This window comes from Peptoniphilus sp. DNF00840 (assembly GCF_001553125.1).
Taxonomy (GTDB): Bacteria; Bacillota; Clostridia; order Tissierellales; family Peptoniphilaceae; genus Peptoniphilus_A; species Peptoniphilus_A vaginalis.
On sequence record NZ_KQ960199.1, the window covers coordinates 1 to 26,168 of the forward strand.

Annotated in this window: 19 protein-coding genes and 1 other annotated feature; of the genes, 8 read left to right on the forward strand and 11 right to left on the reverse strand. The window is 35.9% G+C overall.

The annotated features are described in order from the left end of the window. Positions 1-121 precede the first annotated feature (121 nt). The 10 genes from HMPREF1864_RS02870 to HMPREF1864_RS02910 form a co-directional block, all read right to left on the reverse strand. The gene (locus HMPREF1864_RS02870) at positions 122-1,498 is read right to left on the reverse strand and encodes an APC family permease (protein WP_062571342.1); all 1,377 of its coding nucleotides are present in this window, start codon (positions 1,496-1,498) and stop codon (positions 122-124) included. A 27-nt stretch (positions 1,499-1,525) separates the two neighbouring features. Next, entirely contained in the window at positions 1,526-2,761 is a 1,236-nt protein-coding gene (locus tag HMPREF1864_RS02875) for a MalY/PatB family protein (protein WP_231723495.1), read from the reverse strand. A gap of 98 nt (positions 2,762-2,859) precedes the next feature. Then, positions 2,860-3,972, reverse strand: a complete 1,113-nt coding sequence (locus HMPREF1864_RS02880; protein WP_062571344.1) for a 5-methyltetrahydropteroyltriglutamate--homocysteine S-methyltransferase — start codon at positions 3,970-3,972, stop codon at positions 2,860-2,862. A gap of 70 nt (positions 3,973-4,042) precedes the next feature. Further along, positions 4,043-4,265: a binding site (T-box leader), on the reverse strand. A gap of 47 nt (positions 4,266-4,312) precedes the next feature. Then, entirely contained in the window at positions 4,313-4,717 is a 405-nt protein-coding gene (locus HMPREF1864_RS02885) for a hypothetical protein (protein ID WP_062571345.1), read from the reverse strand. A gap of 24 nt (positions 4,718-4,741) precedes the next feature. Then, on the reverse strand, positions 4,742-4,939 hold the full coding sequence (locus HMPREF1864_RS08360) for a TrkA C-terminal domain-containing protein (protein ID WP_338091528.1): 198 nt from the start codon (positions 4,937-4,939) through the stop codon (positions 4,742-4,744). A 43-nt stretch (positions 4,940-4,982) separates the two neighbouring features. Further along, positions 4,983-5,264: a hypothetical protein gene (locus HMPREF1864_RS02890; protein WP_062571346.1), complete on the reverse strand. Its 282-nt coding sequence runs from the start codon at positions 5,262-5,264 to the stop codon at positions 4,983-4,985. Next, positions 5,257-6,453, reverse strand: coding sequence for a pyridoxal phosphate-dependent aminotransferase (locus HMPREF1864_RS02895; RefSeq protein WP_062571347.1), 1,197 nt, complete (start codon positions 6,451-6,453; stop codon positions 5,257-5,259). The genes HMPREF1864_RS02890 and HMPREF1864_RS02895 overlap by 8 nt, the downstream gene beginning before the upstream one ends. A gap of 25 nt (positions 6,454-6,478) precedes the next feature. After that, entirely contained in the window at positions 6,479-7,435 is a 957-nt protein-coding gene (locus HMPREF1864_RS02900) for an ATP-binding protein (RefSeq protein WP_062571348.1), read from the reverse strand. Then, complete coding sequence (locus HMPREF1864_RS02905) at positions 7,410-8,423, reverse strand: DnaD domain protein (protein ID WP_062571349.1); 1,014 nt, start codon at positions 8,421-8,423, stop codon at positions 7,410-7,412. The genes HMPREF1864_RS02900 and HMPREF1864_RS02905 overlap by 26 nt, the downstream gene beginning before the upstream one ends. Before the next feature lie 3 nt (positions 8,424-8,426). Then, positions 8,427-8,999 (reverse strand): GNAT family N-acetyltransferase, encoded by a 573-nt coding sequence (locus HMPREF1864_RS02910; protein ID WP_062571350.1) that lies wholly within the window; start codon positions 8,997-8,999, stop codon positions 8,427-8,429. A gap of 214 nt (positions 9,000-9,213) precedes the next feature. On the opposite strand from HMPREF1864_RS02910, the gene HMPREF1864_RS02915 reads away from it, so the two are divergent. The 8 genes from HMPREF1864_RS02915 (at position 9,214) to HMPREF1864_RS02950 (ending at position 16,656) form a co-directional block, all read left to right on the forward strand. Then, complete coding sequence (locus HMPREF1864_RS02915) at positions 9,214-9,699, forward strand: Lrp/AsnC family transcriptional regulator (RefSeq protein WP_062571351.1); 486 nt, start codon at positions 9,214-9,216, stop codon at positions 9,697-9,699. 18 nt (positions 9,700-9,717) lie between these two features. Next, positions 9,718-10,419: a response regulator transcription factor gene (locus HMPREF1864_RS02920; RefSeq protein WP_062571352.1), complete on the forward strand. Its 702-nt coding sequence runs from the start codon at positions 9,718-9,720 to the stop codon at positions 10,417-10,419. Beyond that, complete coding sequence (locus HMPREF1864_RS02925) at positions 10,419-12,227, forward strand: HAMP domain-containing sensor histidine kinase (RefSeq protein WP_062571353.1); 1,809 nt, start codon at positions 10,419-10,421, stop codon at positions 12,225-12,227. The genes HMPREF1864_RS02920 and HMPREF1864_RS02925 overlap by 1 nt, the downstream gene beginning before the upstream one ends. After that, a complete protein-coding gene (locus HMPREF1864_RS02930; RefSeq protein WP_062571354.1) occupies positions 12,208-13,548 on the forward strand; it encodes a hypothetical protein in 1,341 nt (446 codons plus the stop codon). Before HMPREF1864_RS02925 ends, HMPREF1864_RS02930 begins: the two co-directional genes overlap by 20 nt. A gap of 2 nt (positions 13,549-13,550) precedes the next feature. After that, positions 13,551-14,399, forward strand: coding sequence for a two-component system regulatory protein YycI (locus HMPREF1864_RS02935; RefSeq protein ID WP_062571355.1), 849 nt, complete (start codon positions 13,551-13,553; stop codon positions 14,397-14,399). Between the two features lie 58 nt (positions 14,400-14,457). Continuing rightward, positions 14,458-15,243 (forward strand): MBL fold metallo-hydrolase, encoded by a 786-nt coding sequence (locus HMPREF1864_RS02940; protein ID WP_062571356.1) that lies wholly within the window; start codon positions 14,458-14,460, stop codon positions 15,241-15,243. A gap of 19 nt (positions 15,244-15,262) precedes the next feature. After that, complete coding sequence (gene surE, locus HMPREF1864_RS02945) at positions 15,263-16,009, forward strand: 5'/3'-nucleotidase SurE (RefSeq protein WP_062571357.1); 747 nt, start codon at positions 15,263-15,265, stop codon at positions 16,007-16,009. Positions 16,010-16,176: 167 nt separating this feature from the next. Further along, a complete protein-coding gene (locus HMPREF1864_RS02950) occupies positions 16,177-16,656 on the forward strand; it encodes a DUF4825 domain-containing protein (RefSeq protein WP_062571358.1) in 480 nt (159 codons plus the stop codon). Between the two features lie 246 nt (positions 16,657-16,902). On the opposite strand, the gene HMPREF1864_RS08365 is transcribed toward HMPREF1864_RS02950, so the two are convergent. Next, positions 16,903-26,151, reverse strand: coding sequence for an InlB B-repeat-containing protein (locus HMPREF1864_RS08365; protein WP_231723496.1), 9,249 nt, complete (start codon positions 26,149-26,151; stop codon positions 16,903-16,905). Positions 26,152-26,168: the final 17 nt, after the last annotated feature.

Below are 26,168 nucleotides of genomic sequence, written 5' to 3' on the forward strand. Positions count from 1 at the left end.
TTATTTGTGTCGCATTTAATTTTACAACTTATTTATTATTAAAAAATTAGGGGGCTTTTCCATCAGGAAAATATTTTTATATTTTCCTTGCATATAGATTTTAAAACTTAAATTAATTTTCTCAATTATTAGCTAGGGCTTGCTCAACAATCAATTTTTTTTGATTTTCTAATTTGTTTTCATTTACTGATTTAGTTCTTAATGCAAGATATGAGAAAAACATAGGAATAATTACTACGCAGGCAGCAATTATTGCGTTGTTAAGATTTAAATCTTTGAATAAAGTTATCGCTATTACAGCAGCACATATTCCACCCAATACACTTGATGAAATAAATAGAAGTTTTGGAATTCTAAATCCTCTGTTTTCAAATTGGTCTGGATATTTTTTTGGTATATACATGCATTTTATATTTAAATAAGCATTAATAACCATTGTTGGAATCATAAGCATTGATATTGCATTGTCTACATTCATACCTGTAAGGATTGGTATAAGCGCAAGAACATAGACCAACAAATAACAGTAATAGGGATAGCCATCACTGGACTTGTTTTTAAAAATTTCTGGTAACCATCCATCATCTGCCATTTGCGCCAAGGGGTTTCGTATCATAACAAGGACTGATAAAAAAGAAGATATGATTGCACATATTCCTCCCCCAATCACAAAGAAAGCAAAAAGTCCCGGTGTCAAAATTGCTTTTGCTGTAACACTTAAATTATTACCGGCATATTGATCAAAGTTTAGTACACCTGATGCAACAAAGGACATAAATCCATAAATTATAGATACAAGAATACAAGTCAATAAAATTCCAACAGGTATATTTCTCTTTGGTTTTTTTGTTATTGGAATTACTCCTACTGGTCCCATGGTTGTTCCTTGGCAAGCCCATCCCATTACTGCTATGGCTCCTATAACTCCTGAAAAACCATTTCGGAAAAATCCACCATCGTAGCTCATGTTAAAATAGTTACCAAGATTAACTTTTGGAATTCCTAAAAACACAAAAATAACTAAAGCCAGAATTAATAAGCCTGTAACTATATTTTGAAATATGGTTACAAAGCGATTGCCTTTTATTGTTAATAAAAAGAAAATAGTTAGGATTATGGAGCTTGAAATTTTTAAATTATCTGTAAATATTGGCCATAAATCTCCTAAATATTGACTAAGGGCCAAGGCATATCCTGTAAAGCCAAATGCCCAGATAATGTTAGTCCAACCGCCAAATCCTGTTAATATAGGAGGAAGAAGCATGCCCTTCATGCTGTAATCTCCGCCTTCTATAACAAATACTCCCGAAATCGCCATGTTGTACCAGTAGGCTAAGAGCATATAAAATACACTTATCACTGTTATAGGCAATATAGACCTGCCAGTCCTAGACATAGCTGATCCTAAAGTAACAAAAATTCCTGATCCAATGGCTCCACCTATGCCCAGTCCAATAATATTAATTATACCAAGTTGTTTTTTATTTTTATTTGTCATGCTGAATACTCCTTAATGATGTCTATTTTATTCTCCATAGTATTTTTCCTTGTGCTTATTTTTTACTGCATAAATAATCCTGTCTAATCCTTCTTTTAAATAAGATCTTGGACAAGCTAAATTAAGTCTTACAAAACTTCCTGAGTTTTGCACAAACATATTTCCTGCTTCTAATAAAACACCAGATTTATATGCAAAAAACATTGTTATCTCTTCATCTTCATCAAAATATTCGCCAAAGTCTGCCCAGGCTAAATAAGTTGCTTCAGAAATGTTAATCCTAACCTTTGGTAAGTTTGTTTCTAAGTAATCCTTGGTAAATTTAAAATTTTCATCCAAATACTTGCTCATTTCTTTTAGCCAATCTTCACCTTCTTCATAAGCTGCTTGACTAGCTGCTATGCTAAGAGGATTGTCAAAGTTATAATGATTTTTGTTCCAAACTTTTCTCAAATTTTTGTTTCTAATTATGATACTTGAAAACATTAGACCAGCTATGTTAAAGGATTTACTTGCAGCCATACACGTTACTAGCTTGTCATAATCACCTAAGATCTTACCTAGGGGTATGTGTTTTTGTCCTTCTCTTAAAATATCACAGTGAATTTCATCAGAAATTACCCACAAATCATTTTCTTCTATTATCTTTGCTACTTTTTTTAGCTCTTCTTCTTTCCAAACCCTTCCTGTAGGGTTGTGAGGATTGCAAAAAATAAACAACTTTGTTTTTGGATCCCTTGCCTTTTCTTCTAAATCTTTAAAATCAATTGTATAGTAACCATTTTCAAGTTTTAAATCTGAACAAACTGATTCTTTATTAGAAGAATCTGCTGCATATTTAAAATATGCATAGGAAGGTGTAAGGAAGAGTACTTTTTCATCTTCTTTTAAAATGTAGTCTACCAATTCAAACAAGGCTGGAATAATTCCATTGCTTGTAACAAGTTCTTCTCTTGCAAAACTCCATCCATATCTTCTTTGACACCAAGATAATAAGGCTTCATAAAAGTCATCTGTAAACACTCTTGTATAACCCAATATTTTTTTATCTAATCTTTTTTTAATTCCCTCAATAACTACATCAGGTGTTGCGAATTCCATATCAGCTACCCACATATGAATAAATTCATCATCAGCGTAGGGAAACTTCATACTATCATCAGCATGAAATATATAATCTCTAAATCCATCTATCTTTAGTGCGTTAGTGTTTTTTCTGTCAATTCTTTCATCAAAATTATACATTGAACTATCCTTTCTCAATTTATCTCTTATATAAATTTAATTTAGTAAGTAACTTAATAAAGTGTTACTTCTAAATCATTAATAAATAAAACTTAAAAGCTTTAAGACTTTTATTTTTAAATTAAAACTTCTTCAGCTACTTCTCTCAATAACTTTATCTTCTTCCATTGGTCTTCTTCTGTCACTGCGTTGCCTTCTTCTGTTGATGAAAAACCGCATTGAGGTGAGATACAAATATTTTCAAGAGGAATGTAGTTTGCTGCATCTTTTATTCTCTTGATGAGCTCTTCCTTATCTTCAAGCTCTGGTCTCTTACTTGTCACGATTCCAAGGACAACTTTCTTGCCATCTGGAATTTTGGCAAGGGCCTTGAAGTCACCAGATCTTTCGTCGTCGTATTCAAGATAGAAGGCATTCACCTTTTCTCTTGCAAGGACATAATCTGCTACTGGGTCGTAGGCTCCCTTGAAGTGGAAGGAGGACTTGTAGTTACCCTTGCAGATGTGACTTGTAATATTTAGTCCTTCTGGTGCGTAGGCTATGGCCTTGTTGTTTAATTCTAGGTAAGTTTCCTTTAGGTCATCAATGTTTTTGCCATCTTTTTCATAAAGTCTTGTGGCATCTTCGTCTACTAGGGCACCCCAAGTGCAATCATCTAGTTGAAGATTTCTGCAGCCTAGATCATAAATTTCTTGGAAGAATTCGCCATAGGCTCTTGCAAGGTCGTCCACAAACTTGCCTTCGTCTTCGTAAGGGTTGCCAGCTTTGATTTGATTGTAAACTCCTCTTAGGAGTTGGGCTGGTGCAGGTATTGTTTGTTTTGCCACTGTGTTTTCGTCTTCAAAGTTTTTTACAAATTTGTAGTGGTCTAAGAAGGGATGGTTTTTACCTCCAAGCTTGCCCACAATTTTTACCCCGTCAGGTCTTAGGGTTTCTCCATGGAAGTGGATGAGCTCATCTTGACTTAGGGTGTATTTTTCTATTCCTTCAAGTCCCCAGAAGAAGTCGTAGTGCCACCAGGACCTTCTGAACTCTCCATCAGAAATAATTTTTAAGCCAGCTTCCTTTTGCTTCTTAACGAGTTTTTCTATTTCTCTATCTTCAACTTTTTTAAGTTCTTCTCCTGAAATTTCACCCTTAGAAAACTTTTCTCTTGCGATTTTTAAATCTCTTGGTCTTAAAAAAGATCCAACTACGTCAAACTTACTTGGTGCTAAAATTTTTGTCATTTACTTTCTCCTTTTTCTTAAATCCGTCTTGAGAATGTATAAAAAAAAGTCCTTACTGTTTATAAAAAACAATAAGGACGAATTATTTCCGCGTTACCACCTATTTTGCATATGGAATGCCACTCTCAAGTACCAACATACTCTATCTCTATAACGGGAGCTCCCGGAAAAGTCTAATATCGACTAATCCCATCAGAGGCCATGTTCACCCAAATCTTCCTTTGACCCTCTCAGCTAAACGGGCTTCTCTGTAAAATTCCAAAATGGATTACTCTTCTCTTCGAATGGTTTAAATTTTATTTTATGGTAGCATCATTAATTTTACCTGTCAAGAAAATTTTTAATTTATTTTTCTCAAAAGTTCATCAACCCTGTCTCCAAGGTCTTCTAATTTTTCTCTAATTTCTTTTATTTCCCTGTTTACACGAAGGTCTGTAAAGATGTTGTCGAAGATTACATCTACAAAAAAATCGTAAGTTGAGTCAGGGATTTCTACATCAAGATCAATCCTAATATCATTTAGTTCTCTTTTTGCAAGTTCTAATTTATCCCTAACTATCTCTAAGTTACTATTGATGTCTTTTATCTTTCCTCTCTTTATAAATCCAACTAGGCCAGAGTCTGCGAAGAGATCAAAAAGTCCCCACCTTGATGCACTTTCTGTGAGTTTAATGGTTTTGTCAATTTCATTTTTAAGGTCAACCAATGCTTGACGCGCTTCTTTTAATTCTTTTTCTTGTGACATAAAATTCTCCTTTTTATTTTATCTTTACTTGGCTGGGTCTTCTATTTCCTTTGTTTCCCTAGAGATTATTGCCCTGTCCCCAGACTTTAAAAGTGTGTTGCCCCTTGGGACAATTATTTCTCCATCAGGTCTTTGAACCATTATTATAAGTTCATCTTTTCTTATGTAGAGGTCCTTTACCCTCTTGCCTGCCCAAGGACAGTCCCCATTTAAAGTGATTATAACATTTTTATCTAGTTAAAGCGTCAAATAATCTCAACCTTTTTTAAATTCTGTTTGCTGATTTAAAAACATAAAAGAGCAAGCCAGTTAAAATATAAAAGCCAACTAATACAAAGAAAAGACTCTTGTTCTTATTTAGACCTGCCATAATAAGAGTTAGGACAACTATAGCTATTGATAGGACGATTTGTGCCATCCTAAGGCCGTCATTTATTGCCCCCTCGCTTACCCTTATATAGTTGTTGGCAAGGACAGAAATCATTATTAGGGTGACTAAAAAGATTATTATTTTTTCTAAAATTTTTAAAATTTTGTCCTTATTCATTTTCCCTCGCATAGGCTTCCATGCCTTCTCTTAAAATCCTCATGCTCTTTCTTATATCACTGACATTTAGTACAAATGCAAGTCTTACCATTTGCCTTCCTTCTTCCTTGTTCTTAAAGAAACCTGCAGCAGGTGCAAACATCAAAGTTTCTCCATCAATTTGAAAGTTTTCAATTAACCAAATTGCAAATTTTTCTGTATCGTCAACGGGAAGCTTTGGCATAACATAAAAGGCTCCCTTTGGTTTTTCTACTGTAACTCCAGGAATTTTAATAAGTTCTTCGTAAATTACATCACGTCTCTTTTGGTATTCCTTGTTGACTTCTTCAAGGTAAGACTTATCTATCCCATATAATTTTGCTGCTGCCTCTTGTTCGAGACTTGGTGCAGCAAGTCTGCAGTTGCAAAGTCTATTTATGGCATCCTTGATTTGCGGATTTTTTGTTGCAATGGAACCAATCCTTGCCCCACAAGCTCCAAACCTCTTGGAGATGGAGTCAAGTAAAATTAAGTTATCTTCAATTCCTTCCACTTCTCCAAAGGACTTATAGGAGTTGCCATCGTAGACAAATTCCCTATAAACTTCGTCTGCAACAATATATAAATCGTGTTTTTTTGCAAGCTCAACTATTCTCATAACTTCATCTTCTGAATAAAGAGCTCCCGTTGGATTAGTTGGGTTTGAAAGTAGGATTGCTACAGTCTTGTCATTTATATGTTTTTCAATTTCTCCAATTTCTGGAAGGGCAAAGCCTTCCTTTGGATCAGTCTTAAAGGCCTCAACTTCAATCCCAAGTTGCTCAAAAACTGTCCTGTAGTTTGTGTAGAAGGGGTCAGTTGTGAGAACTTGGTCGCCTTCATCGCAAATTGTTTGGAAGGTAAATAGAAGGCCTTCGCTGGCACCATCAGTGATGTAGATGTCCTTGGCATCAAAATTTATTCCCCTGTTTTTATAATACTTGGCAGTTGCCTCCCTAAGTTCTAGAAGCCCTTGGGCATGAGCATAAGGAAGGGGTCCCTTTTTTAAATTCTTAAAGGTGTCAAAATAAACATCTGGCACATCAATGTCTGGTGCCCCAATGTTTAATTCGTAAATCTTTATCCCCTTTGCCTTTGCTGCATCTGCATAAGGTGTCAACTTCCTAACTGCTGAATATTCTACTTTTTGTATTCTCTTTGATAATTTCATATTTCCTCCCCACAATCCCTCTGACTTATTGCCATCTTAGGTCTGGTCCAAAAAATTTAATTGGGACAAATTTTTGGAAAACTCTTGAAAAGACCCTGTCCGTGTAGGTCTCTGACAATTCCTTTGGCGATAAGTTTGTAGAAATCAATGTCTTCTTGCCACGCAAAAGTCTCGTGTTTATAATGTTAAAAATCTCTGAAGTTGTAAAGGAATTTACAAACTCAATCCCCAAGTCATCAACTATTAAGAGGTCTGCCTCAAAATAGAGATTGTACTTGTCATCTTCTATATTTTTAAACTTCCTATCTTCTATGGTCTTTAAAATTTCATAGGCTGTTTGATAAATTACTATGACATCCCTCTTTATAAGTTCTGCCGCAATGCAGTTTAACAAAAAGGTCTTGCCTTGACCTGTTGGTCCCCAAAGAAGGAGGTTTAAATCATTTTCTTCCTTGAAGTCCCTGATGTAACTTTTGGAAATCGCCAAAATGTTTTTCATATTTTCTCTTGGCGACATTTCATACTTTTCATAAACTTTTTCAGAAAAAACATTTAAGTCAAACTTGTCAAAGTTCTCCTTGTCCAACATATAAGAAATTGAGGACATATCGTATAATTCTGATACAATTAATTTCTTTAGGCAGTGGCACTTCTCATCGTCTTCATTTATGCCTGTGTCGTGACAGTCCTTACAAGTATAAATTTCTTCAAGATAGTCTCTTGGGTAGCCATTTTTTTCAAGATAGTCCATCTTCTGCAACTTTAAATTGTAAATTTTTTCTGATACCTCAAGAGACTTGTCAGCATCTGGATTTTTTATCTGCTCCATAGATGCCCTAAGGGCAAGGTCCCTTATTAGTCCATCAATTTGCATAACTTCAGGGATTTTCTTGTAAATTTCCTCTAGCCTCTTCTCATGAATTTCGGAATTTTTTCTCCTCAAATTTTCATAATAATTACTTATCTTGGTTGTCAGTTCCATAATCAACACCTAGCTTTTTAAAACCCTCTTTTTGTTTTCTCATAGCAATATCAAAGAGGTCATCTTCTGAATAATTATCTGTTATTTGCTTAAAGTTGTGAAAGGCTGTGGGCTTTCTCTTCTTTTTCTTTTGGTCCTTCTCCTCAACATCTTCTGGGGACTTAATATCCAAGTCCTTCCACTTCATGAGGATGGCATCCACATAATTTACATTGGGCTTAGAAATCTTTGAAGTCCTCTTGCAGGCCTCCAAGATCAAATCATTAGAAAAGTTAAACTCATCAAACCAAGAGTTGATAATGTTAAAGTCAACTTGACTAAACTGCTTGTCCACGCCAATGTATCTCATAATTTTCTTGTACCTGTAATATTTTACGTCATGCTCAATGTAGGACTGCTCAACATCTTCCATAGTCCTAATGTTATCTCTTGACCAATTTCTCACAACTTGCTCTACGTAAGAAATATTGTAAATTCCCTTGATCTCTGTTGTGTAGAAAAAGGCCTCCTCAATTAAATCAGCAGGCATATTGTAGGCTATAATCCAATTTATTATGTCCAGTTTCTTCATTGGAGCAATAGGTTCTCTCATGAGAAACTCTGCCCTAGTAAGTAGGTTGGCATAGGTTGGGTTTGCCACAACTTCTGAATAGCCCTTGTCTTTTTTCTTTTCCTCTGCCCTTAAGTTATAAACATTTTTGATGTAGAGTTCCTTTAGGTTTACAAACTTGAGCTTGTCCTCTTCTATTTCAACTATGCCCATCTTCTCCCAATATGCCCAAGCCCTATTGACATCAGACTCAAGAATCCCAAGATAGTCGGCGAGCTTTTCGTTAGTAATATCAGTCCTGTTTTCCTTGGCAAACTTATAAGCCAAGAGATAAACTTTTACAAACTCGCCATTGGCTCCTGGCATAAAATCATTTATAAAAATATTCTCAATGGAAGTTTCTCCAAGGTCATATTTATTATTTTCAAGTAAAAACATATTTCACCAATCTCTTTCCAGATCTAAGTCCATCTTTATAGCGTAATTAAAAGTCTTGTTTAAAATAATCTTAAAGGAAGACTTGTTTTCATAAAAGTCAGGAAGGCTTTCATCATAGTTTCCATTGGGAAACTTCATGAGAAAGCTGTATCTTTTTTTAAAGCCAAGCTCTTCATAACATCTTTGTGCCCTCTTGTTGTAGTGGGCTGCAAATAAAATAATTTTTTTGAAGCCTCTTTCCTTTAAGTAAGTTAGAAAAAGTCCAAGTGCTCTTTTGCCAATCCCCCTGTCTATATAGTTGGGGTCTAATACAATACCAAGCTCTGCCCTCTTAAAAATTTTATTTATATTTCTAAGAGACAAGTAGCCAATAATTTTTCCATCACTTTCGATTACAAAGTATTCTGATAGGGGTCTTCTCGTCTTCCACTTAAACCACTCTATTATATCTTCTTCAGACTCTTCAATAAAATTATATTCCAAAAAAAGTGGCGATTTATGACGTCCCCAATTTCTAAAAGTAAAGACATCTCTTAAGTTCATCTTTCTAAAACTAAGGTCTGGATAATTTTCCATAAAGAGCCTCCTCTGATTATTATATACTATTTTAACAAGTCTATAAAGGAGTATAAGCTTTTTCAGATTTATGAATAATATTGGTTCTCGTTGTGCAAAAAGATAAACTTTTATTTTTACATTGTTTAATTTTCTTTAATTTTTGATGTTTTATGATAAAATAAAGTAAGGTTAATAAATAAATTTATACAATTCGTAACAGGAGAGATTTTTTATGAGAAAAAATGACAATTTAGATGAAATTGATGTTGAGATTCTTGAACTCTTGAGAAAAAACGGACGTATGAGTCACGAAGACATTTCAAAAAAATTGAATCTAACAAGGCCTGCTATCCATAGAAGAATATATAAGATGGAAGACGCTGGTTACATTAAGGGCTACAAGGTCCTAGTTGATTGGCAAAAAATTGGTTATAACGTAGATACCTATGTCCTTTGCAAGGTCAATACAAATGACTTCAAGAATCTTATCTCCAAGATAATGGAGATACAAGACGAGAAGTTTAAAATATTTGAATGTTACAGGGTTACAGGTGAACACTGTATAATGCTTAGGATTAAAACTATAAATACTTCAGACCTAACAAGGTTTTATGATATGATATTAAAAATCGATGGAATACTTGATACTAAAACCCTTCTTATTCTTTACTCTGAAAAGATAAATGACGAAATTTTTACAAGGGTTGATACTGAATAGTTAACAAAGGATGATTTTATGGAAGAAAAAATACTAGTTGTAGACGATGAGTCTGCAATCTCTGATATTATAAAGTTTAATTTTGAGAAGGAAGGCTACCTTGTTGAGACGGGTTGCAATGGAAAAGAAGCTATTGCCCTTGCAAAAGAAAATAATTATGACCTAATCCTTCTCGACATAATGATGCCAAAGCTAAATGGCTTTGAAGCTCTAAGGGAAATAAGAAAAACTTCTGATGTGCCTGTCATCATGTTAACAGCAAGAGAAGAAGAAGTTGATAAGGTCTTGGGTCTTGAGCTTGGGGCAGACGATTACGTTGTAAAACCCTTCTCCATGAGGGAGCTCCTTGCAAGAGTTAAGGCTGTCCTTAGAAGGTTTGATAGCCCTGACAAGAAGGATGATTCATCTATCCTAAAGGTCATGGATCTTGAAATTGATTTAAAGAAGTACCAAGTCCTAAGAGGCAACGAGGTAATTGAACTTACCCTACGTGAGTTTGAACTCTTAAAGTTCTTGGCTTCCTACCCAGGAAGGGTCTTCTCTAGGGAAGAGCTCCTTGAAGAAGTATGGGAGTATGAATATTATGGCGACATAAGAACAGTTGATGTTACTGTTAGAAGACTCCGTGAAAAAATTGAAGACGAGAAAAAGGGCTTTAAATACATCAAGACTAAAAGAGGAGTTGGCTATTTCTTTGCATCAGAAAATGGTGAAGCCTAATGAACCACTCCATTAAGTCTAGATTTATTTTAATTTATGTGGTCCTAGTTCTCATTTCCATGTTTATCGCATCTACTTTTATTATTGATAGGCTGGAAAGCGTGCAAATAGAAACGGCAACTTCCTCTATGGTTAAGACCATGGACACACTTGCCACAACAACATCGGCATTTTTTAAAGATAATAATTATAAGACTCTACCCCAGCTTGATGCAACGCTAAAAGACTGGGGTATTTCCAGTGAAGAAACTGCCTATGTAATTTCACCAGATAAGGCTCCAAAGATTCTTGCAAGTACGCAAAATATTTCTCCCAAGGAGGCTGAGGATGCCTACTCAGTAAAATTTATTGAGCCAAAGCTTGTTATGGATGCAGCAGCAGGCAAGACTCGTGAGAAAATTGTTGAGTACAAAAACCTAGGCGATGTGGAAAAACATATTGCAAGGCCAATCCTATCTGGCGATGGAGACATACTTGCCATTATTTATATGACGAGAAACCTAAATTCTATTTACTCTGTAATAGATGACTCCAAGGTAATTATTACTTACGCAACTTTGATTTCCCTTTTAACAACTTCTATACTTGGATACTTTATTGCCAACTCCATCACCGGCCCCATCCGTACCCTTACTAAGAAGGCAAAAGCCCTCGCAAAGGGTAACTTTAACCAAAGCATTGAGGTCAAGAGCAACGATGAAATTGGTGAACTTGGAATGATGTTTAACTTCTTGACCAAGGAGCTCCGTGAGTCCATAGAGAAGATGGACCTTGAAAGGTCAAAACTCGACACCATCTTTAACTATATGGCAGAAGGGGTTATTGCCATTGACAGGAGCAACAGGCTTATCCATGCCAACTCAATCGCCAAGAAGATTTTAAATATTTCAGAAAAAGACTTTAAGAGGGTTATCAACTTAAAGTCTATTAACCTCAACAATATTGACTACAAAAATGAAGAGAGCCTCAGAGGGGAAGAGCTGACAAAAATTGCCAACTCCTTCTACAAGATTAAGTATGCACCCTACAAGTCCGATGCCTTGATAAACTCAGGTCTAATTATAGTTTTGCAAGACGTGGACAAGGAACACACCCTCGACAGTATGCGTAAAGAATTTGTTGCTAATGTTTCTCACGAGTTAAAGACTCCTATCACAACTATAAAGTCCTACACAGAAACCCTACTTGATAGCGACCTTGATAAGAAATCACAAAGAAACTTCTTAAAGATTATTGATAGGGAAAACTCTAGGATGTCTAGGATTGTTACAGACCTCTTGTGCCTTTCTAACATTGACTACAACAGGGACAACATAAGCTTGTCAGATATTGACACCTATGAGTTTATTGCTGAGGCAATAGAGTCTCAATCAATCCTAATTGTTCAAAAAAATCACAAGATCGAATTAAATATTGATATGGATATTAGAGATATTTACGCCGAGAGAAGTGGGGCAGACCAAATCCTTACAAATATTATTTCCAATGCCTGCAAGTACACTCCTGAAAATGGAAAAATCATTATTGATGCCTCAAATGTTGGTGACTTTGTAGAGATTAAGGTTACTGACAATGGTATTGGAATACCTAAGGAAGACCTGCCAAGGATAACCGAAAGATTTTACAGGGTTGAAAAGGGCAGGAGCAGGCAAATGGGTGGAACAGGTCTTGGCCTTTCCATTGCCAATGAAATGATTAAGTCCTTTGGTGGTAGCCTAAAGGTAGATTCTGTCTTTGGAGAGGGAACTACTATTACCCTCCTCTTTAAGGCAAGTGAAGGTGATGACAATGACAAAGAAATTGCCTAAAGCAACGTCAACCTATATCCTCATAGGTCTAATCCTCCTCTTGGTCTTTCAATCAAAGAACCTCTGGCTATCCTTTGACACAAAGCCTGAGGACAAGGTTAAGATTGGCGAGGTAGATGAGTTCTTGCAAGAGATTTTGACTCCCCAAAGACTTATTGCCAACTTTGGAGAGAGAGAACACTATATGACTACAGACTTGAGTTCCTACTGGAAGATGACTGGAGAAAATATTTCTGAAAAACTTCAAAAGGCAACTTCAGAAAACCTACAGCTAATTGACATAGAAGATTACTTAAAACTTCAAAAGCAAAAGTCCTTAGTTTTTAAATTTAACTCCCCCCTATCAGGTTCAGTTTTTGTGAACCTAATTGGTGACAAGAGAAACTCCAACGACATCAACCTAAGCGTGGACTCCATTTACATCTCAGAACTTGGCGATATTTATATTTCTGGTAGCAAGAGTTTTTACAAGCTTGCCGACATCAAAGTTGACTTTGATATAGATGAGATTTTAAAAGAAGTAAAAACCAAGGGGATACGTGCAGTTAACTTCTACGAGGCCTATGGGATAAAGAAGGACATCTACATCCCTGATGAGGACTATCTGTCCCTCCAAAAAGTTGCCTATGTATCTGGCTTGGGTAAGCTTGAAGAAGGTATGAAGGCCAACTTGGCTGAGAGGTTTTTGGGCATCCCCATTGACTACATCAGGGAAATGTCTGTAGATGGAAAATACACCTACGTTTATGAAAATGAATACCTATCCCTTTCCAACAACGGCATAATCGAGTACTCCCTTGAGTCCCTCTTTGATGTCAAGTCAAGAGACCTCAACAAGTCCCTTGATAGGGCAGTGGAATTTATTGCCCAAAAGACTGGTATAAGCTCTGGAATCTATCTTGAAAAGATTGAGCCTTGCGACTACAACGAAAGTCGTGGCTACAGATTTTTCTTCAACTTAAAGGACGGTCAGATTCCCCTAGTTCTTCCTTCCAAGGACCACAGCTTTATTGAAATTGACGTCTACTCTGAATATGTAAAAAATTATAGGGAGTTCTACATCCGTAAGGACGACGACCCAATTTATAAAAAGGACAAAATTTCTATTGAAGGCATCCACAAGATCTTAAGGAAGAATAGGAGACACTTTAACAACAAGTCAGTCATGGAAATCCTATCTTCCATAGACAACTTAAACCTTGTTTATTTGATTTTCAGCAGCGAAGAAGCAGAAGAACCTACCCTAGTCTATGAAATGACCTACATGGGTAACTTCTATTACTTTAATGTTGAAAACGGAAGTCTAATGATGGTGAGGTAATTATGGATTGGAAAAGAATTAAAAAAATTTTAATAATTGCCCTTGTGATTGCCAACGTAGTATTATTTTGCTACACCAACTACAACAAGTTTAAAATGAGAAACGAGTCCACAAGAACTGACTTTGTAAGAGAAGTAACTGCTCTCTTAAAAGAAAAAAATATTAGCCTTGACACAAAGATACCAAGAAGGAGAAGAAAGCTTCCCTCAGTCCTTGTTGCCTTTGAGACCTCGACAGAAGAAGACATAAAGGAAAGATACTTTGGAGGCAAGGGAAGGGTGATAAGACCAAGCACTGACTTGGCAGAAATTTCTCTATGCGATGAATATATAAACCTCGTTAACGGTCGCAGGGTCTACTACGAAAACAGGAAGGCGGAAGATAAATACGAGGTCAAGAGCCTAGATGAAGCCCAAAAAATTGCCAAAAAGTTTTTGTTGGATAAGAAGTACGACACAAGAGACATCTACCTAAGCTATTACGAAGAAAATAACGGCAAGTACATCTTAAACTACACCAAGGTCTTTGAAGACATACCTGTAGAGTCCTCTTACACCAACTTTATCATCGACAAGAGGGGAGTTATGTCTATGGATAGGCTTTGGCTCAACGTCTTAGACAAGTCAGACCAAAAGATATACTTGTCACCTGCCCCAAGGGCCCTTCTCTCTTTGTTAAACAAGACAGACTACTATGACAAGACCATAGAAAAAATCACTCCTTGCTTTTACTTTAACCCAGAAGACCAAGGCTACATCGAAGACATCACCCGTGCAGTAAATGGCCGTGCCATACCAGGCTGGAAGGTTAAGTTCTCTGATGGTGAATACACTGTTCTCTCCAACTACTAAGGACCTCTAAGCTTAACAATTTCACATCCCTATGTTACAATAAAGTTTGGAGGTTTTTATGAAATTTTGCTCTTTGGCAAGTGGCTCCAGTGGCAACTGCCAATACATTGAATATAAAAATACAAAAATTATTATAGATGCCGGACTTTCTGGCAAAAAAATCGAAGAGAACTTAAAAAAGATAGGCGTAAACCCATCTGATATTGATGCAGTCTTTGTAACTCATGAACACATAGACCACATCAAGGGAGTTGGAGTCCTATCAAGAAGGCACAACTTAAAGGTATTCTCCAATATGATGACCCTAGATGCCATGCTCCCAACTGTGAAGAAGCTAGACCCAAAGAATACCTTTATCTTTGAGAATGGCAAGGGCTTCACCTTTAAAGACCTAGACATCCTGCCCATCTCTACCTTCCACGACTGTGCAAGTGGCTGCGGCTTTGTGATTAAGGGAGACAAAAAACTTTCTCTTCTCACAGATACAGGCTGGGTCAACCAAGAAGCCATGGAAAAAATGGATGGGTCAGGCTTAATTTATCTTGAGTCCAACCACGATGTCGACATGCTAATAAATGGGACCTACCCCTATCCAACAAAACAGAGGATCCTTTCTACTAAGGGCCACCTCTCCAATGAAAATGCAGGCGAAGTTCTTGCAATGATCTTAAAAAAGAAGCAAGAGCAAGTAGTCCTAGGCCACTTGTCTACAGACAACAACTTGCCAGAACTTGCCCTAAAGACAATAAACGACTTGCTTGCATCCGAACATAAAAAAGAAAACACAGACTACACCATAGATGTTGCTCCAAGATACGAACCATCAAAAGTCTTTGAACTTTAATAATCAAGGGAGGAAAAATTTGAACATACTACTAACAAATGATGACGGAATAAATGCCGAAGGCATAGAAGTCCTTGCCAAGGCTCTCCTAAAGGAAGGCCACAAGGTGACAATCGCAGCACCAAATGTAGAGAACTCTGGCAAGTCACACGCCATTACTTTTAAGAGTCCACTTATGGTCCAAGAAACAAAACTAGAAGGCCTAGAAGATGTAAAAAGTCTTTGCGTCTACGGAACACCTGCTGACTGCGTAAGGGCAGCAGTCCACCTACTAGATGAAAAATTCGACTTCTGCTTCTCAGGAATAAACTCTGGCTTTAACGCAGCTACAAATGTCCTCTACTCAGGAACAGTATCAGCAGCCATCGAAGCCAACCTATTTAACATACCTGCCATAGCAGTATCATCTCAATGGGTAAAGGGTCACTCAAAGTTTGACACAGGAGCAAGAGTCGCAGTAGAAGTCTTCAACAAACTAGATGACTTAAAAAGACTCCAAGTCCTAAATATAAATGTCCCTTACCTTGATTATGAAGACTTAAAGGGCATAGAGGTTTGCAAGGTTGGAGCCGACGTAATGTCTATCTACGACATCTCCGAAGAGGGAGAAGGCTACAATATGAGACTAAAGGGCTTCCCAAAGGACAACAACGAAAAAGATTCAGACATCCACTACTTAGGTCAAGGCTACGCAACAGTGAGTCCGCTCTTGTACGATGTAACTAACCTAACTCTCATAAAAGAGTTAAGCCAAATGTTAAAGTAAGAATCTGAGAGGAAAAAACGTGAATTATAAATTTACCCTACTATTTTTAATCCTATTAATCTTTGGAATATTTTTTAGAACAATCATGTAAATTGTAAATAAAGAATTTAAAAAGTCCTCGTGACTTTTTATTTTTTTTGATATAATACGCTAAAGAGGTGATGAATTTGAAAAGCTTATATATTTTTTTTAGCCTAGTCCTAATCCTTTGTGGCTGTCAAAATAAAAAAGTTGATAGCTTGTACGAGTACAAGACAGACTTCGTTGGCGACAACTCAAAAGTTTCACATATAATTACAAACCAAGACTACCCCAAAGACTTCCAAGTAGGCACCATAGAAATACTTTCAAGTAAATCACCCTATGGACTTAAGGTATTCGTGAAGGACACGACTAACATCAATCGAGAAGACCTCTTTATCAATGCCATCGAGAGCTTTGCCCTTATAGGTAACCTCGACAGGATCTATTATCTAGCAAGTGGCAGGGACTTAGAGACAGACAACAATAAAGACCCTAAGGACAAGATCTTCATCTTCTACAGGAAGGAAATAGAAGAAATCTTAAAAGAAAAAAACACAAGCCTAGAAGAAATTTCAAAGGACAGAGAAAGCTTTGAGGACTTTGTAAATAATTGGAATAAATAAAAGAGAAGACTTTGTGCTAACCACATAAAGCCTTCTCTTTTTAGTGCTCCTTTTCCCTTGATTTACTTTCTTATTTTTTATTAAGTATATCTTTTTTCATCTAAACCTATTCCTCGTCTAATAATTTTTTATTTGTCATCAATACTTTTTTAATAATCTTATTCAACAAAACTTTTAAACCTATAGCAATTAAAAATTTTTCATAATAAATTCAAAAAAGAGAAGGACCCGGCCTTCTCTCTTTCTTTATCTAGGATTTCTTTGGAAGTTCTTTTGAACAATCTTAAGATCGCTAGTGTCAATATTAAATTGATTCTTATCTTCCTTAACCCAATGAGCTCTGTAAAGATCCTTCTTGTCTAAGAAAGTATTACTTGCACAAAGGATGTCTTCGTATGCCCACATAGATGTATTAACATCCTTGTAAGTCACAAGACTTAAATTATTTCTAGCAATGTAAGTCTTGTCCACCATTCTCTTAAAGGCCTTGTTAGATACAGCTGCAACTTCTTGTCTTGGGATAAACTCATCCCCCTTGTAAGTTGCAAGTCCATCAGTGTAAATCTTTAGCCAGCCTTCATTGAAAGCAGCTTGGATTTCTGACTTAGCCCAGTGGTTATCACTTAACTTCATATTGTTGCCACTAGCATCGCCAAGTTCTTGGAACCTCTTTAGGGTTGCAATCCATTCGTTTCTTGTGATCTTAGCTTGTGGTTTGAAGTTGCCATCATCATAACCAGCAAATACATTCGCTTCAGTTACAATCTTAACAGCCCTAGTGTACCAAGCTTCTCCAACATCCTTGTAAGAAATCTTGAAGTTAGGATTGTACTTGTAGCCGTCCTCAACAAGAGCATTAGCAAGAATTTGTGCAGCCTCAGCACGAGTAAGCCCATCATTAGGTCTGAAGTAACCATTAAAGCCTTGCATGTATCTTACTTCTTTGAAGTAGTTATCGGAAACAGGTACAGGAACCTTAACAATCTTTTCTTGAATAATAGTTTCACGCCTTACTTCAGGATATATAGGTACAGGTCTGCCTGGATATTCTGGTGTTGGTGGAGTAGGTACCTCAACCTTCCTATATTGTGCTGTGATAGTTGTAGCCTCGCTAAATATATTTGTTAAATACTTATCCCACGCACTGTAGCCTCTTTCTAGTTCATAGCCTGAGTTGGCTTTTACTTGTGGTGGAGTTAAAGTTACAAGAGCTTTAGGATTTACCCAGTACTTTGTAGTTTCTGTGCTAGCTATTGTTCCATGTTCACCTTGATTAAATCCTACTAAAACAAAATCTGTTGGTACATTATTTGGTTTATCGATACCTTTTTGTGGTATAACATCTTTTCCATTGTAAACATATTGTGCAGTGTGAATTGTATCACTTGAGTATGATGTTGCTAATTTTGGTGACCAAGCATCATCATTAGCCTTTTGTGAATACCCTTCTTTTGCAGTAACAGTTGGAGCTGTAAGTGATACTGCCTCATTCTTTAGCACCCAATAAGTTTTTGTTTCAGTGTCAGCAATAGTTCCGTGTTCGCCTTCTTTAAATTCTACCTTTACATACTTTTCTGCATTTTCTGTAGGTTCTTCTGTTAAAACCTTCTTTAAATATTGAGCTGTAACTTCTAATGCAGATTTAATTTCTGTATCTTCAGCCTTATCCCAACCTGTATGCTTCCATCCTTCTGTTGCTGTTACTGTTGGATGAACTATATCAGATAGTTTCTTTCCTGCTGCTGGGTTAACCCAGTATTTTGTAGTTCCTGTAAGATTACCATTAGTTCCTTCTTTAAATTCTACTGAAACAAAACTCTTAGGTACTCCTTCAGGCTTATCTGTTCCTGTTTGAGGAATAATATCTTTTGAATATTGAGCTACAAGAGTAATGTCTTTTGTAACTACATCTGTCTCTGGCTTAAATGGCTGTCCATCTAATGTCCATCCTGTAAAGAAATATCCATTTTTTTGTGGGTTAGTAACTTCTGCAATTTTTTCGCCATGTTTTACTTGTTGTAAAGGAATGTGTCCTGCACCATCTGTATAAAACTCTACAGTGTGTAGACCAGCTTCCCAAACTGCTTCTGCTGTTGTGTTTTCATTAATAGTGAATATAGCACCTGGCTTATAAACTTTTCCATCAATCTTCCAACCAGTTAATGAATAATTATCTTTCTTTAAGTCATTTCTACCAGCTAAAGTAATTTCTGTGCCTATATCATAAGATAGCTCTTTTGGAACTGTTCCTGACGTTTTATCATCTGCCACATAAGTTAAAGTTGCCTTAGATAGTTTAAATTGTGCAATATATGTCCTATCACTTGTAACAGGATTTGTTTGGTCAATACCTGTAAACCATTTGTCAAACTCATAGTTCTTGTTTGGATTAGTGTCAGGAATTGCTAGTTCATTTGAACCTACTGTGATATTTTTATTAGGATTTACATAGTAAGTCTTATTACCACCAACAATTTGACCATTTTCTCCCGCTATAAATTCGACTTTAACATACCCTGGGTGATTTGTTGTATCAACACCTTTTAATTCTTTGAAATTATATTTAAAACTTGTACCTTGTGAAAAAGTATCTTTTAAATTTTTATTATTATCGTTTGACCACTTTCCACCTATTTCTGTATAACCTACATTAGGATTCTTGAAAATAGCATCTGCTTTAGATGTTAAGTCAACATTTTTATTCGGATTTACATAATAAGATCTATTACCTATAAGCTTACCATTTCCATAGCTTACAAATTCTACTTTTACATAACCATTAGGTCTAATTTTGTCACATTCAATTATATCTTCTAAAGCTTTGTATTCAGCCTTTATTGTATAAGTTGGTGAATTTGCAGGTAAGTTAACAGATAATGAATGTGTCCAATTATTAAACTCATATCCTGTATTTGGATTTACTGTTGGCGCTGGCACTGTAACATCAACACCTGGTTTAACCCAGTAAGTTTGTGTACCAGCTAAATCACCATTGTCTCCTTTATCAAATACAACTTTTACAAAGTCTTTGACTTCTGTAACGCTAATAATAGTCTTGTCATAATATTGTGCTGTAATTTTATCCCCATCTTTGAAAAATGTTTCTTTTGTCAAGTTTACATCCCAACGAGCAAAGACATTGTTGGTTGTTGGTGTAATTTTTGGTTCATGACTCTTTAATACAACTGGTTTTTTTGGATTTACATATACAATTTTTTCTGTTTTACTTGTTCCTTCAATATGTCCCTTGCTTGTTGTATCAAAAGTAACTTTTACATATCCCGGAAGTTGTGCATCAGAAACCAAAGGAAGTTCCTTATATGTTGCTGTAACAGTCTTGTCAGCTTTTATTTGGAAACTATTTTCAGTGTCCCACTTGTCAAATGTATATCCTGTGTCAGGACTTACCTTCGGCTTTGTAATATCAGCTAAAGTTTTAGCTGTGTTTGCCTTTGGATTTACATAGTAAATAGTTTTACCTGTTATAGTTTTTCCACCATTACCTTTTTCAAAGGTTAAAGTTACATAGCCTTCTGGTTTAGCATTCTCCTTACCTTGATCATCAGTTGCTGGAATTATATCATCAAGTTTTTTGAAGGTTCCTTCAATAATTGTTGCTTGTGCATATTTTTTCTCTGCCGCTGGATCTTGCGACCAGGAAGCAAATTCATAACCTACATCTGCACTTGTTACAGGTGCATTTAGAGTTACTTTTCTGTTTGGATCAACATAGTAAGTCGCAGTTTGTCCAGTTAATATTGAACCACCTTTGCCTTTAATTACGAAGTCAACCTTTACATAACCAGGTTTTTCTACCAATGACACTTCACCTATTTGATTAAATGTAGCTGTAATTTTTGTATCTTTCGTATAATTTGTATTTTGTGCAGAATTTTGTGACCATGATGCAAATTCATATCCAGTGTTCCCAATTGTTTTTGGTGGATTAAATGCAATATATTTTGTTGGATTTACATAGTACTTTTGAACACCATCAAGGCTACCATTATCTCCTGCTACAAAAGTAACTGTTACATAGCCATCAGGCTTTGTATTTCCATCTGCAGGTATAAATGAGTCGAGTTCTTTTGATTTTGCTTTTACTACAACATCCGTGTCTTTTATTTCAGTTGTATCTTCAGGATCCCATTTAACAAATTCATAACCCGTTTCAGCTTTTACTTTTGGTTTTACAAGTTTAGTATCATTAAGTTTTATTCCTGCATTTTTCTTTACATAGTAGTGTATTACATTCTCTAAGTTTAATCCTTTTTCTGCTACAAATGTTACCCTTACATATCCATCTGGTCTTGTTGTTGGATCTTTAACAGGATCATAAGGGATAATATTTTGTACTTCAGTATACTCCGCTATAATAGTTGTTGCTTTTGTAAATTTTCCCTTTATTCCACTTGTCCAAGTTCTTGAAGTTGTTTCATCTGACTTCCAATCTTTGAAAGTATAAGCCTTGGCTGCTTCTGTAGCTGTTTTGTCTACAGTTTTTCCAACTGGATTATCTACTGGAATAGTAACTTCCTTCTCTGGGTTAACCCAGAATGTTTTTTCAAATGCAGTTGTAGCCTTATCTGTTGTCTTCACTATAACTTTTACATAGCTATCTGGTACAGGTGGTTTTTTATTTGGATCTTCTTGTTCTACTACTTCATTTGTAAAGCCTGGAGTAATTACTGTATCTTCTGTAAACTTGTGTCGCTTAGTAAAATCAAATTTGCCATTTTCATTTTGAGCATCTTTATCTGCAGTCCACTTTGTAAAACCTAAATTAGGTGCATCCTTACTAATATCAACTTTTGATATCTCTACCCAAGCCTTTGGATTTACATAATAGATCTTGGCATCTTTATTTGAAGGTTTGTTTGTTGGTTGAACTGTAACTTTTACATAATTACCACTTACATCTTTTAGTCCGCCGTCTTTAGCTTCTTTTCCTTCTGCTTCTGTTAAGAATAGTGGTTTGTCGCCTTCCTTGTTAAGGGCTTCGTAAACATTCTTGTAAACTGTTATTGGGATAGTCAATTCTTGAGCTTTCTTTCCTTCTTCAAAAGTAACCTTAGCTACAATATTAACTACACGAACTACTTCGTCCTTATCTTCCTTGCCCATTTCTTTTACAAGATTAAATACATCTTCATCTGTATTTATTTTTGTTTCTTTTCCAGCATCATCTTTGTAGACGAATTCAATTTTTGTTCCAGCTGGAATAGATTTAACTTTATCTTTTTCTTTCCATACTAATTGTTTCTTTAAGTCTTCAATCTTTGGAGCGAAGTCATTAGTCCATTTACTATCAGGATCTTTAAAGGCTTCAGTTCTTACTAGACCAGTTGAACTTGTTGATAGTCCTGACCAATCAAAGTAGGCTGTGAATACATAGAAATTATTATCAGCAGTTTGTAGGATTGTTTCCTTGTTTAAAAGTGGCTTATTATCCCATTTTACAAAATTTTTACCATAATCAGGAGTGATATAGTATTTATCCTTATCCTTTAGATTATCTAGTCCTTCCCATTTTTGTGGAACCGGAAGTAAATCTGACTTAAGTCCTTTTATTACATCATAATAAAGTACCTTGATGTCATCACCTTTGGCATCCTTTCCAAAAGATCCACCCTTGTCTGCCTTAAAAGTTACTCTTACATAACCATCTGGAACTTTGTCCTCAGGATTTTTAACTTCTATAACTCTGGCATCTTGATAGAAGAAGAAAATTTCTCCAAGTCCTGTTCCGTTGATTCCCAAGAATTCATTTGTACTTTCGTCTACATCAAAGAAAAGTTGTTGTTGTGGACTTTCATTTTCTGCCAAAGTCCAACCTGGTATGTGCCTATAGTTTCTAGCATCATAATGTCTCTTTCCATTTATAACTGTTTCTGGTGCAATAATTGAATATTTGGAAACAATCCTTTCAAAATATTCTTCATTAACTTTTATTAAATTTCTATAAGCTTCTTTTTTCTGATCTTCTGTCTTATTACTATCGTTTTTTATAGCTTCGTAATTCTTTTTAAATTTATCTTTAGCTTCTGCTATGAATTTTTCTACATCTGCCTTACATCTCTCATCAAGGTAGTTAACCTTGTACTCTCTCTTTCTATAAGGCATATAGAAGAAATGGAAGTCATTTTCCGAGTTGTTTTTCTCTATATCTGGTCCATCTTGTTGTTTTTCTTCAATAGGTCCTTTTATCTCGTGAACTTGGAAATAGTTGTTTGTTCTACCAGTTTCTTCATTGTAATAATTTTTAAAGGTATCATTACTTTGTTTTAAAGCTTCCCATTGAGCCTTTGGAACTAGGGTAAGTTCAGACCCTTGCTTGCTACCTAGTGCAGCCGCAAAGTAGCCTTTCCTTCTCTTAGGTAATTCTTGGGACTCAGGTGATCCAGGTACTTCCTTTAAGTCCTTATCAAGTATATGGTGGTATGCCATTACTGTTTGTAGGTCATTTTTAACCCAGATAGCTTTTAGATATACATTTGATACAATGTCATTTCCAAAGGAGTATAGTTCTGGAACCTTATATTCTTTAGAATATGTTTTGTTTTCTGTTCCATCTTCATTGAACTTAACCCATTCCCAGCCTATGAAGTCATATCCCAAACGTTGAGGTTCCTCTAGTTTATTTAATTTTTGCCTTTGTACAAACGTGAAGACTTGGTGACCCGCTGCCTTTTCAGCCTTTTCTCTCTTTTCATTTTCTTCTTTTGATAATGATAGATTTTTATATCCTGCTACAGGATAAGTCTTTTCTTCTTCTTGACCTATATCGCCCTCTTTAATTGTCTTCATTTCCTTTATCAAGTCTTCAGCTTTTATTGGAGATAGATAACCTCCATTAGGGTCTATAGTTACCTTCCATTTAGAGTCTGGTTCGCCCCACTTAGCGTATAAGTTTACTGGGTGAGAAGGCATCTTCTCGCTTCCGTTATCCCTGACAAGCTTAGTGCCAGCAGGGTCTAGTGCCCAACCCTTAAATACCATGTCCTCTGAAAGGCCTTCTGGACGCTTAACTTTTAACTTGCCATCTTTAGGATCTGTGAAAACAAGGTCTGTAAGGCCTAATTCTTTTAACTTTTCCGGATTATCCAATATGTTTTTCGGATTCCCTGTTTTGTAGCTTTTTTCCGTATCCGCTTCAGGACTTAGAGCCTTTAGTGGAAATTCGTAGAAGGTGTCTAATTGATTTTTATCATTAAAATAACTGTCATCTCTAATTATTGATGGGTCGTAGTTAAATCTTAGTGGATACTTGTTACGAGAATACTCGTATTTCAAGTAACCATTTTGATCAAATTCTTTATCATCACCAGGAAAATGCCTCATAAAGTATAACTTGCCCTTTTGTTTAGGATCTCCATTTTCATCTAATTCTTTATAATATACCTCAGGAAAAGGTGTTATTTCCTCACGTTCATCATTAAGGTCATCTAAATCACTATCCTCCTTAAACTCTGAACCTCTTCCTCCTGAATTCTTTGGTGTAAAACCTTGGAGGTCTGGTGGAAGAAAATCATGATAATTACTATTATCGGTATCCGATTTTATGGTGTAGAGGTCATAATCTATAACTGGCTCGCCGTCAAAACCATCCAACCAAAAGTCTATCTGGTGGGGCATTGTTCTCTCATTTTGATCAATACCAAAGGAAAGGTCTGTAATACTAGCTGGCTTTTTTCCTCCATTGCCTAGGTCTATTTCACTAGCATAGCCATCTTGATCTTTTAATTCAGGAAAATCTATAAAGAGATTGGCGGAGAGTCTATAAGGCGGTGTGTCTCTATAAAAATGTTTTGGTTTTTTTAAATTTGGTAACCATCCTAAACTATTATTACCTTCAGTAAATCCCCTTACTTCCTTTACATCGTCTGGCCACAAACCAACCATACTTTGGTTAAAGCGTGCCTTAAAGTGGTAGGGATTACCCTCTTTACCTACTTCTTTACCGTCTTTGCTTATTTCTGGGTAAAAAGCGGATCCAGCCACGTTAGATTTTGTAAAGTAAAGGTTGTAGACTTGTCTATCGTAGTAGATGTTGTAGACAGTCTTACCTGTTGAATCAACAGACTTAACTAGGTTTACATTTTTAGGGTCCTTGTTTTGGTCATGAGTTAATTCTTGGTTGTAGACATAGAACTTGTTTAGATAAGGAACTTCGCCACCCCATATCTTGTCTAGACGAGCTTGGTCTAGGTCTGGGAAGACTATGTCTTTTACAGACACGTTATCTATGTCCGGTATAGAGCCTGTGGTTTGGTCTTTATAGACACGAGTGCCTATATAGTCGTATTTTTCTAGTCCTGCATTATCAGCATGGTCTGCCTTTTCTGCCCAGAATTGTACAGCGTAGTCAGCCTTTTCCTTGTCCTTCCATACGGCTGTAAAAGTCACATTATCTGCTGGCATAATTAAGTTTGCATCTAATGTTTTTATTGGATTTCCGCTTTTGTCTTTAATTATTTTATCTTTCTCAAATTTTTTTCCATCTTTTGTTTTTAATTCAATAGAAGGTTTCCATCCTTGGAAAATACTCCCCACTTTATATGTCGGATCTGCGCTTGTATCTGTAGTTATTTTTCCTTTTTTATCTAGTAAAGGTATTGTAGGGATTCGTTGACCATAGTAAATTGTTCTAGTTGCTATTGGTGAGCCACCTTGTGTGTCATAATGAACGTCAAAGTGTTTTCTATTATATCTGTATTCTACAACATAGTTCTTAGTATGTTCTGGCATTTGTGTTTCTATAACGTTAGTTTCTGGTTCGTAGCCTTTTATTTTATCTCTTTCAAGGGGGCTTATTGTAACTATTGAACCTGTTAGTCCTGTTTCAATAGTTTCTATTTCTTTAGTTTGGCCATCCATAGGTCCATATTTATTTTGATCTTCTAAACTCTGGAAAACATGTTTAACTTTTAATGTGTTTTTCTTTCCAATATATATATATGGCAAAAGGCCCTTGTGTTCTGTCCAAGATTTTGGCCCTTCCTTTTTTTCTATTTTTTTTCCTTCATTTGCTTTGTTCACAATGCTAGCATGTGTTACGTCAAAGCTTGGTGTTGGTGTAGTATAACCATCAAAGTCAGGAAGCTTTATTGTTTGTTTTATTTTTTCCTTATCTTCTTCTTTAATACTTTGTCCAACTGATACTTCGTAGGGTTGATAATTATTTATCTGGTTATCACCACGCTGGATTTTGTATTCTGCCTTCATTGTGTAGATGTCTGGAATGTCTGGCCCTTCTATAAATTTTTGACTTCCATCTTTAGGTTTTGCAACTTTAACATCTATATCCTTGTTGTTTATGTAGCCTTCTTTAAAGCCACTATCACTTATAGAATTTTCGTCATAATTAATTTTCTTCTCCACTTTAGGAGTTTCTTGTCCTCCTTGGCCTACCTCGGCAAAGGCTTGTAGTGGGACTGACAATAGCATTAGTAATGCTAAGAAAAATGTCGTTGTCCTCTTCAAATAATTTTTCATATCTTCTTCCATCTCCT

What these genes read in the sequence shown, in the direction of transcription:
- HMPREF1864_RS02870 (WP_062571342.1), bottom strand. Translation starts at nt 1,498, where the DNA reads ATGACAAATAAAAATAAAAAACAACTTGGTATAATTAATATTATTGGA.
- HMPREF1864_RS02880 (WP_062571344.1), bottom strand. Translation starts at nt 3,972, where the DNA reads ATGACAAAAATTTTAGCACCAAGTAAGTTTGACGTAGTTGGATCTTTT.
- HMPREF1864_RS02885 (WP_062571345.1), bottom strand. Translation starts at nt 4,717, where the DNA reads ATGTCACAAGAAAAAGAATTAAAAGAAGCGCGTCAAGCATTGGTTGAC.
- HMPREF1864_RS02890 (WP_062571346.1), bottom strand. Translation starts at nt 5,264, where the DNA reads ATGAATAAGGACAAAATTTTAAAAATTTTAGAAAAAATAATAATCTTT.
- HMPREF1864_RS02895 (WP_062571347.1), bottom strand. Translation starts at nt 6,453, where the DNA reads ATGAAATTATCAAAGAGAATACAAAAAGTAGAATATTCAGCAGTTAGG.
- HMPREF1864_RS02900 (WP_062571348.1), bottom strand. Translation starts at nt 7,435, where the DNA reads ATGGAACTGACAACCAAGATAAGTAATTATTATGAAAATTTGAGGAGA.
- HMPREF1864_RS02905 (WP_062571349.1), bottom strand. Translation starts at nt 8,423, where the DNA reads ATGTTTTTACTTGAAAATAATAAATATGACCTTGGAGAAACTTCCATT.
- HMPREF1864_RS02910 (WP_062571350.1), bottom strand. Translation starts at nt 8,999, where the DNA reads ATGGAAAATTATCCAGACCTTAGTTTTAGAAAGATGAACTTAAGAGAT.
- HMPREF1864_RS02915 (WP_062571351.1), top strand. Translation starts at nt 9,214, where the DNA reads ATGAGAAAAAATGACAATTTAGATGAAATTGATGTTGAGATTCTTGAA.
- HMPREF1864_RS02920 (WP_062571352.1), top strand. Translation starts at nt 9,718, where the DNA reads ATGGAAGAAAAAATACTAGTTGTAGACGATGAGTCTGCAATCTCTGAT.
- HMPREF1864_RS02925 (WP_062571353.1), top strand. Translation starts at nt 10,419, where the DNA reads ATGAACCACTCCATTAAGTCTAGATTTATTTTAATTTATGTGGTCCTA.
- HMPREF1864_RS02930 (WP_062571354.1), top strand. Translation starts at nt 12,208, where the DNA reads ATGACAAAGAAATTGCCTAAAGCAACGTCAACCTATATCCTCATAGGT.
- HMPREF1864_RS02935 (WP_062571355.1), top strand. Translation starts at nt 13,551, where the DNA reads ATGGATTGGAAAAGAATTAAAAAAATTTTAATAATTGCCCTTGTGATT.
- HMPREF1864_RS02940 (WP_062571356.1), top strand. Translation starts at nt 14,458, where the DNA reads ATGAAATTTTGCTCTTTGGCAAGTGGCTCCAGTGGCAACTGCCAATAC.
- HMPREF1864_RS08365 (WP_231723496.1), bottom strand. Translation starts at nt 26,151, where the DNA reads ATGAAAAATTATTTGAAGAGGACAACGACATTTTTCTTAGCATTACTA.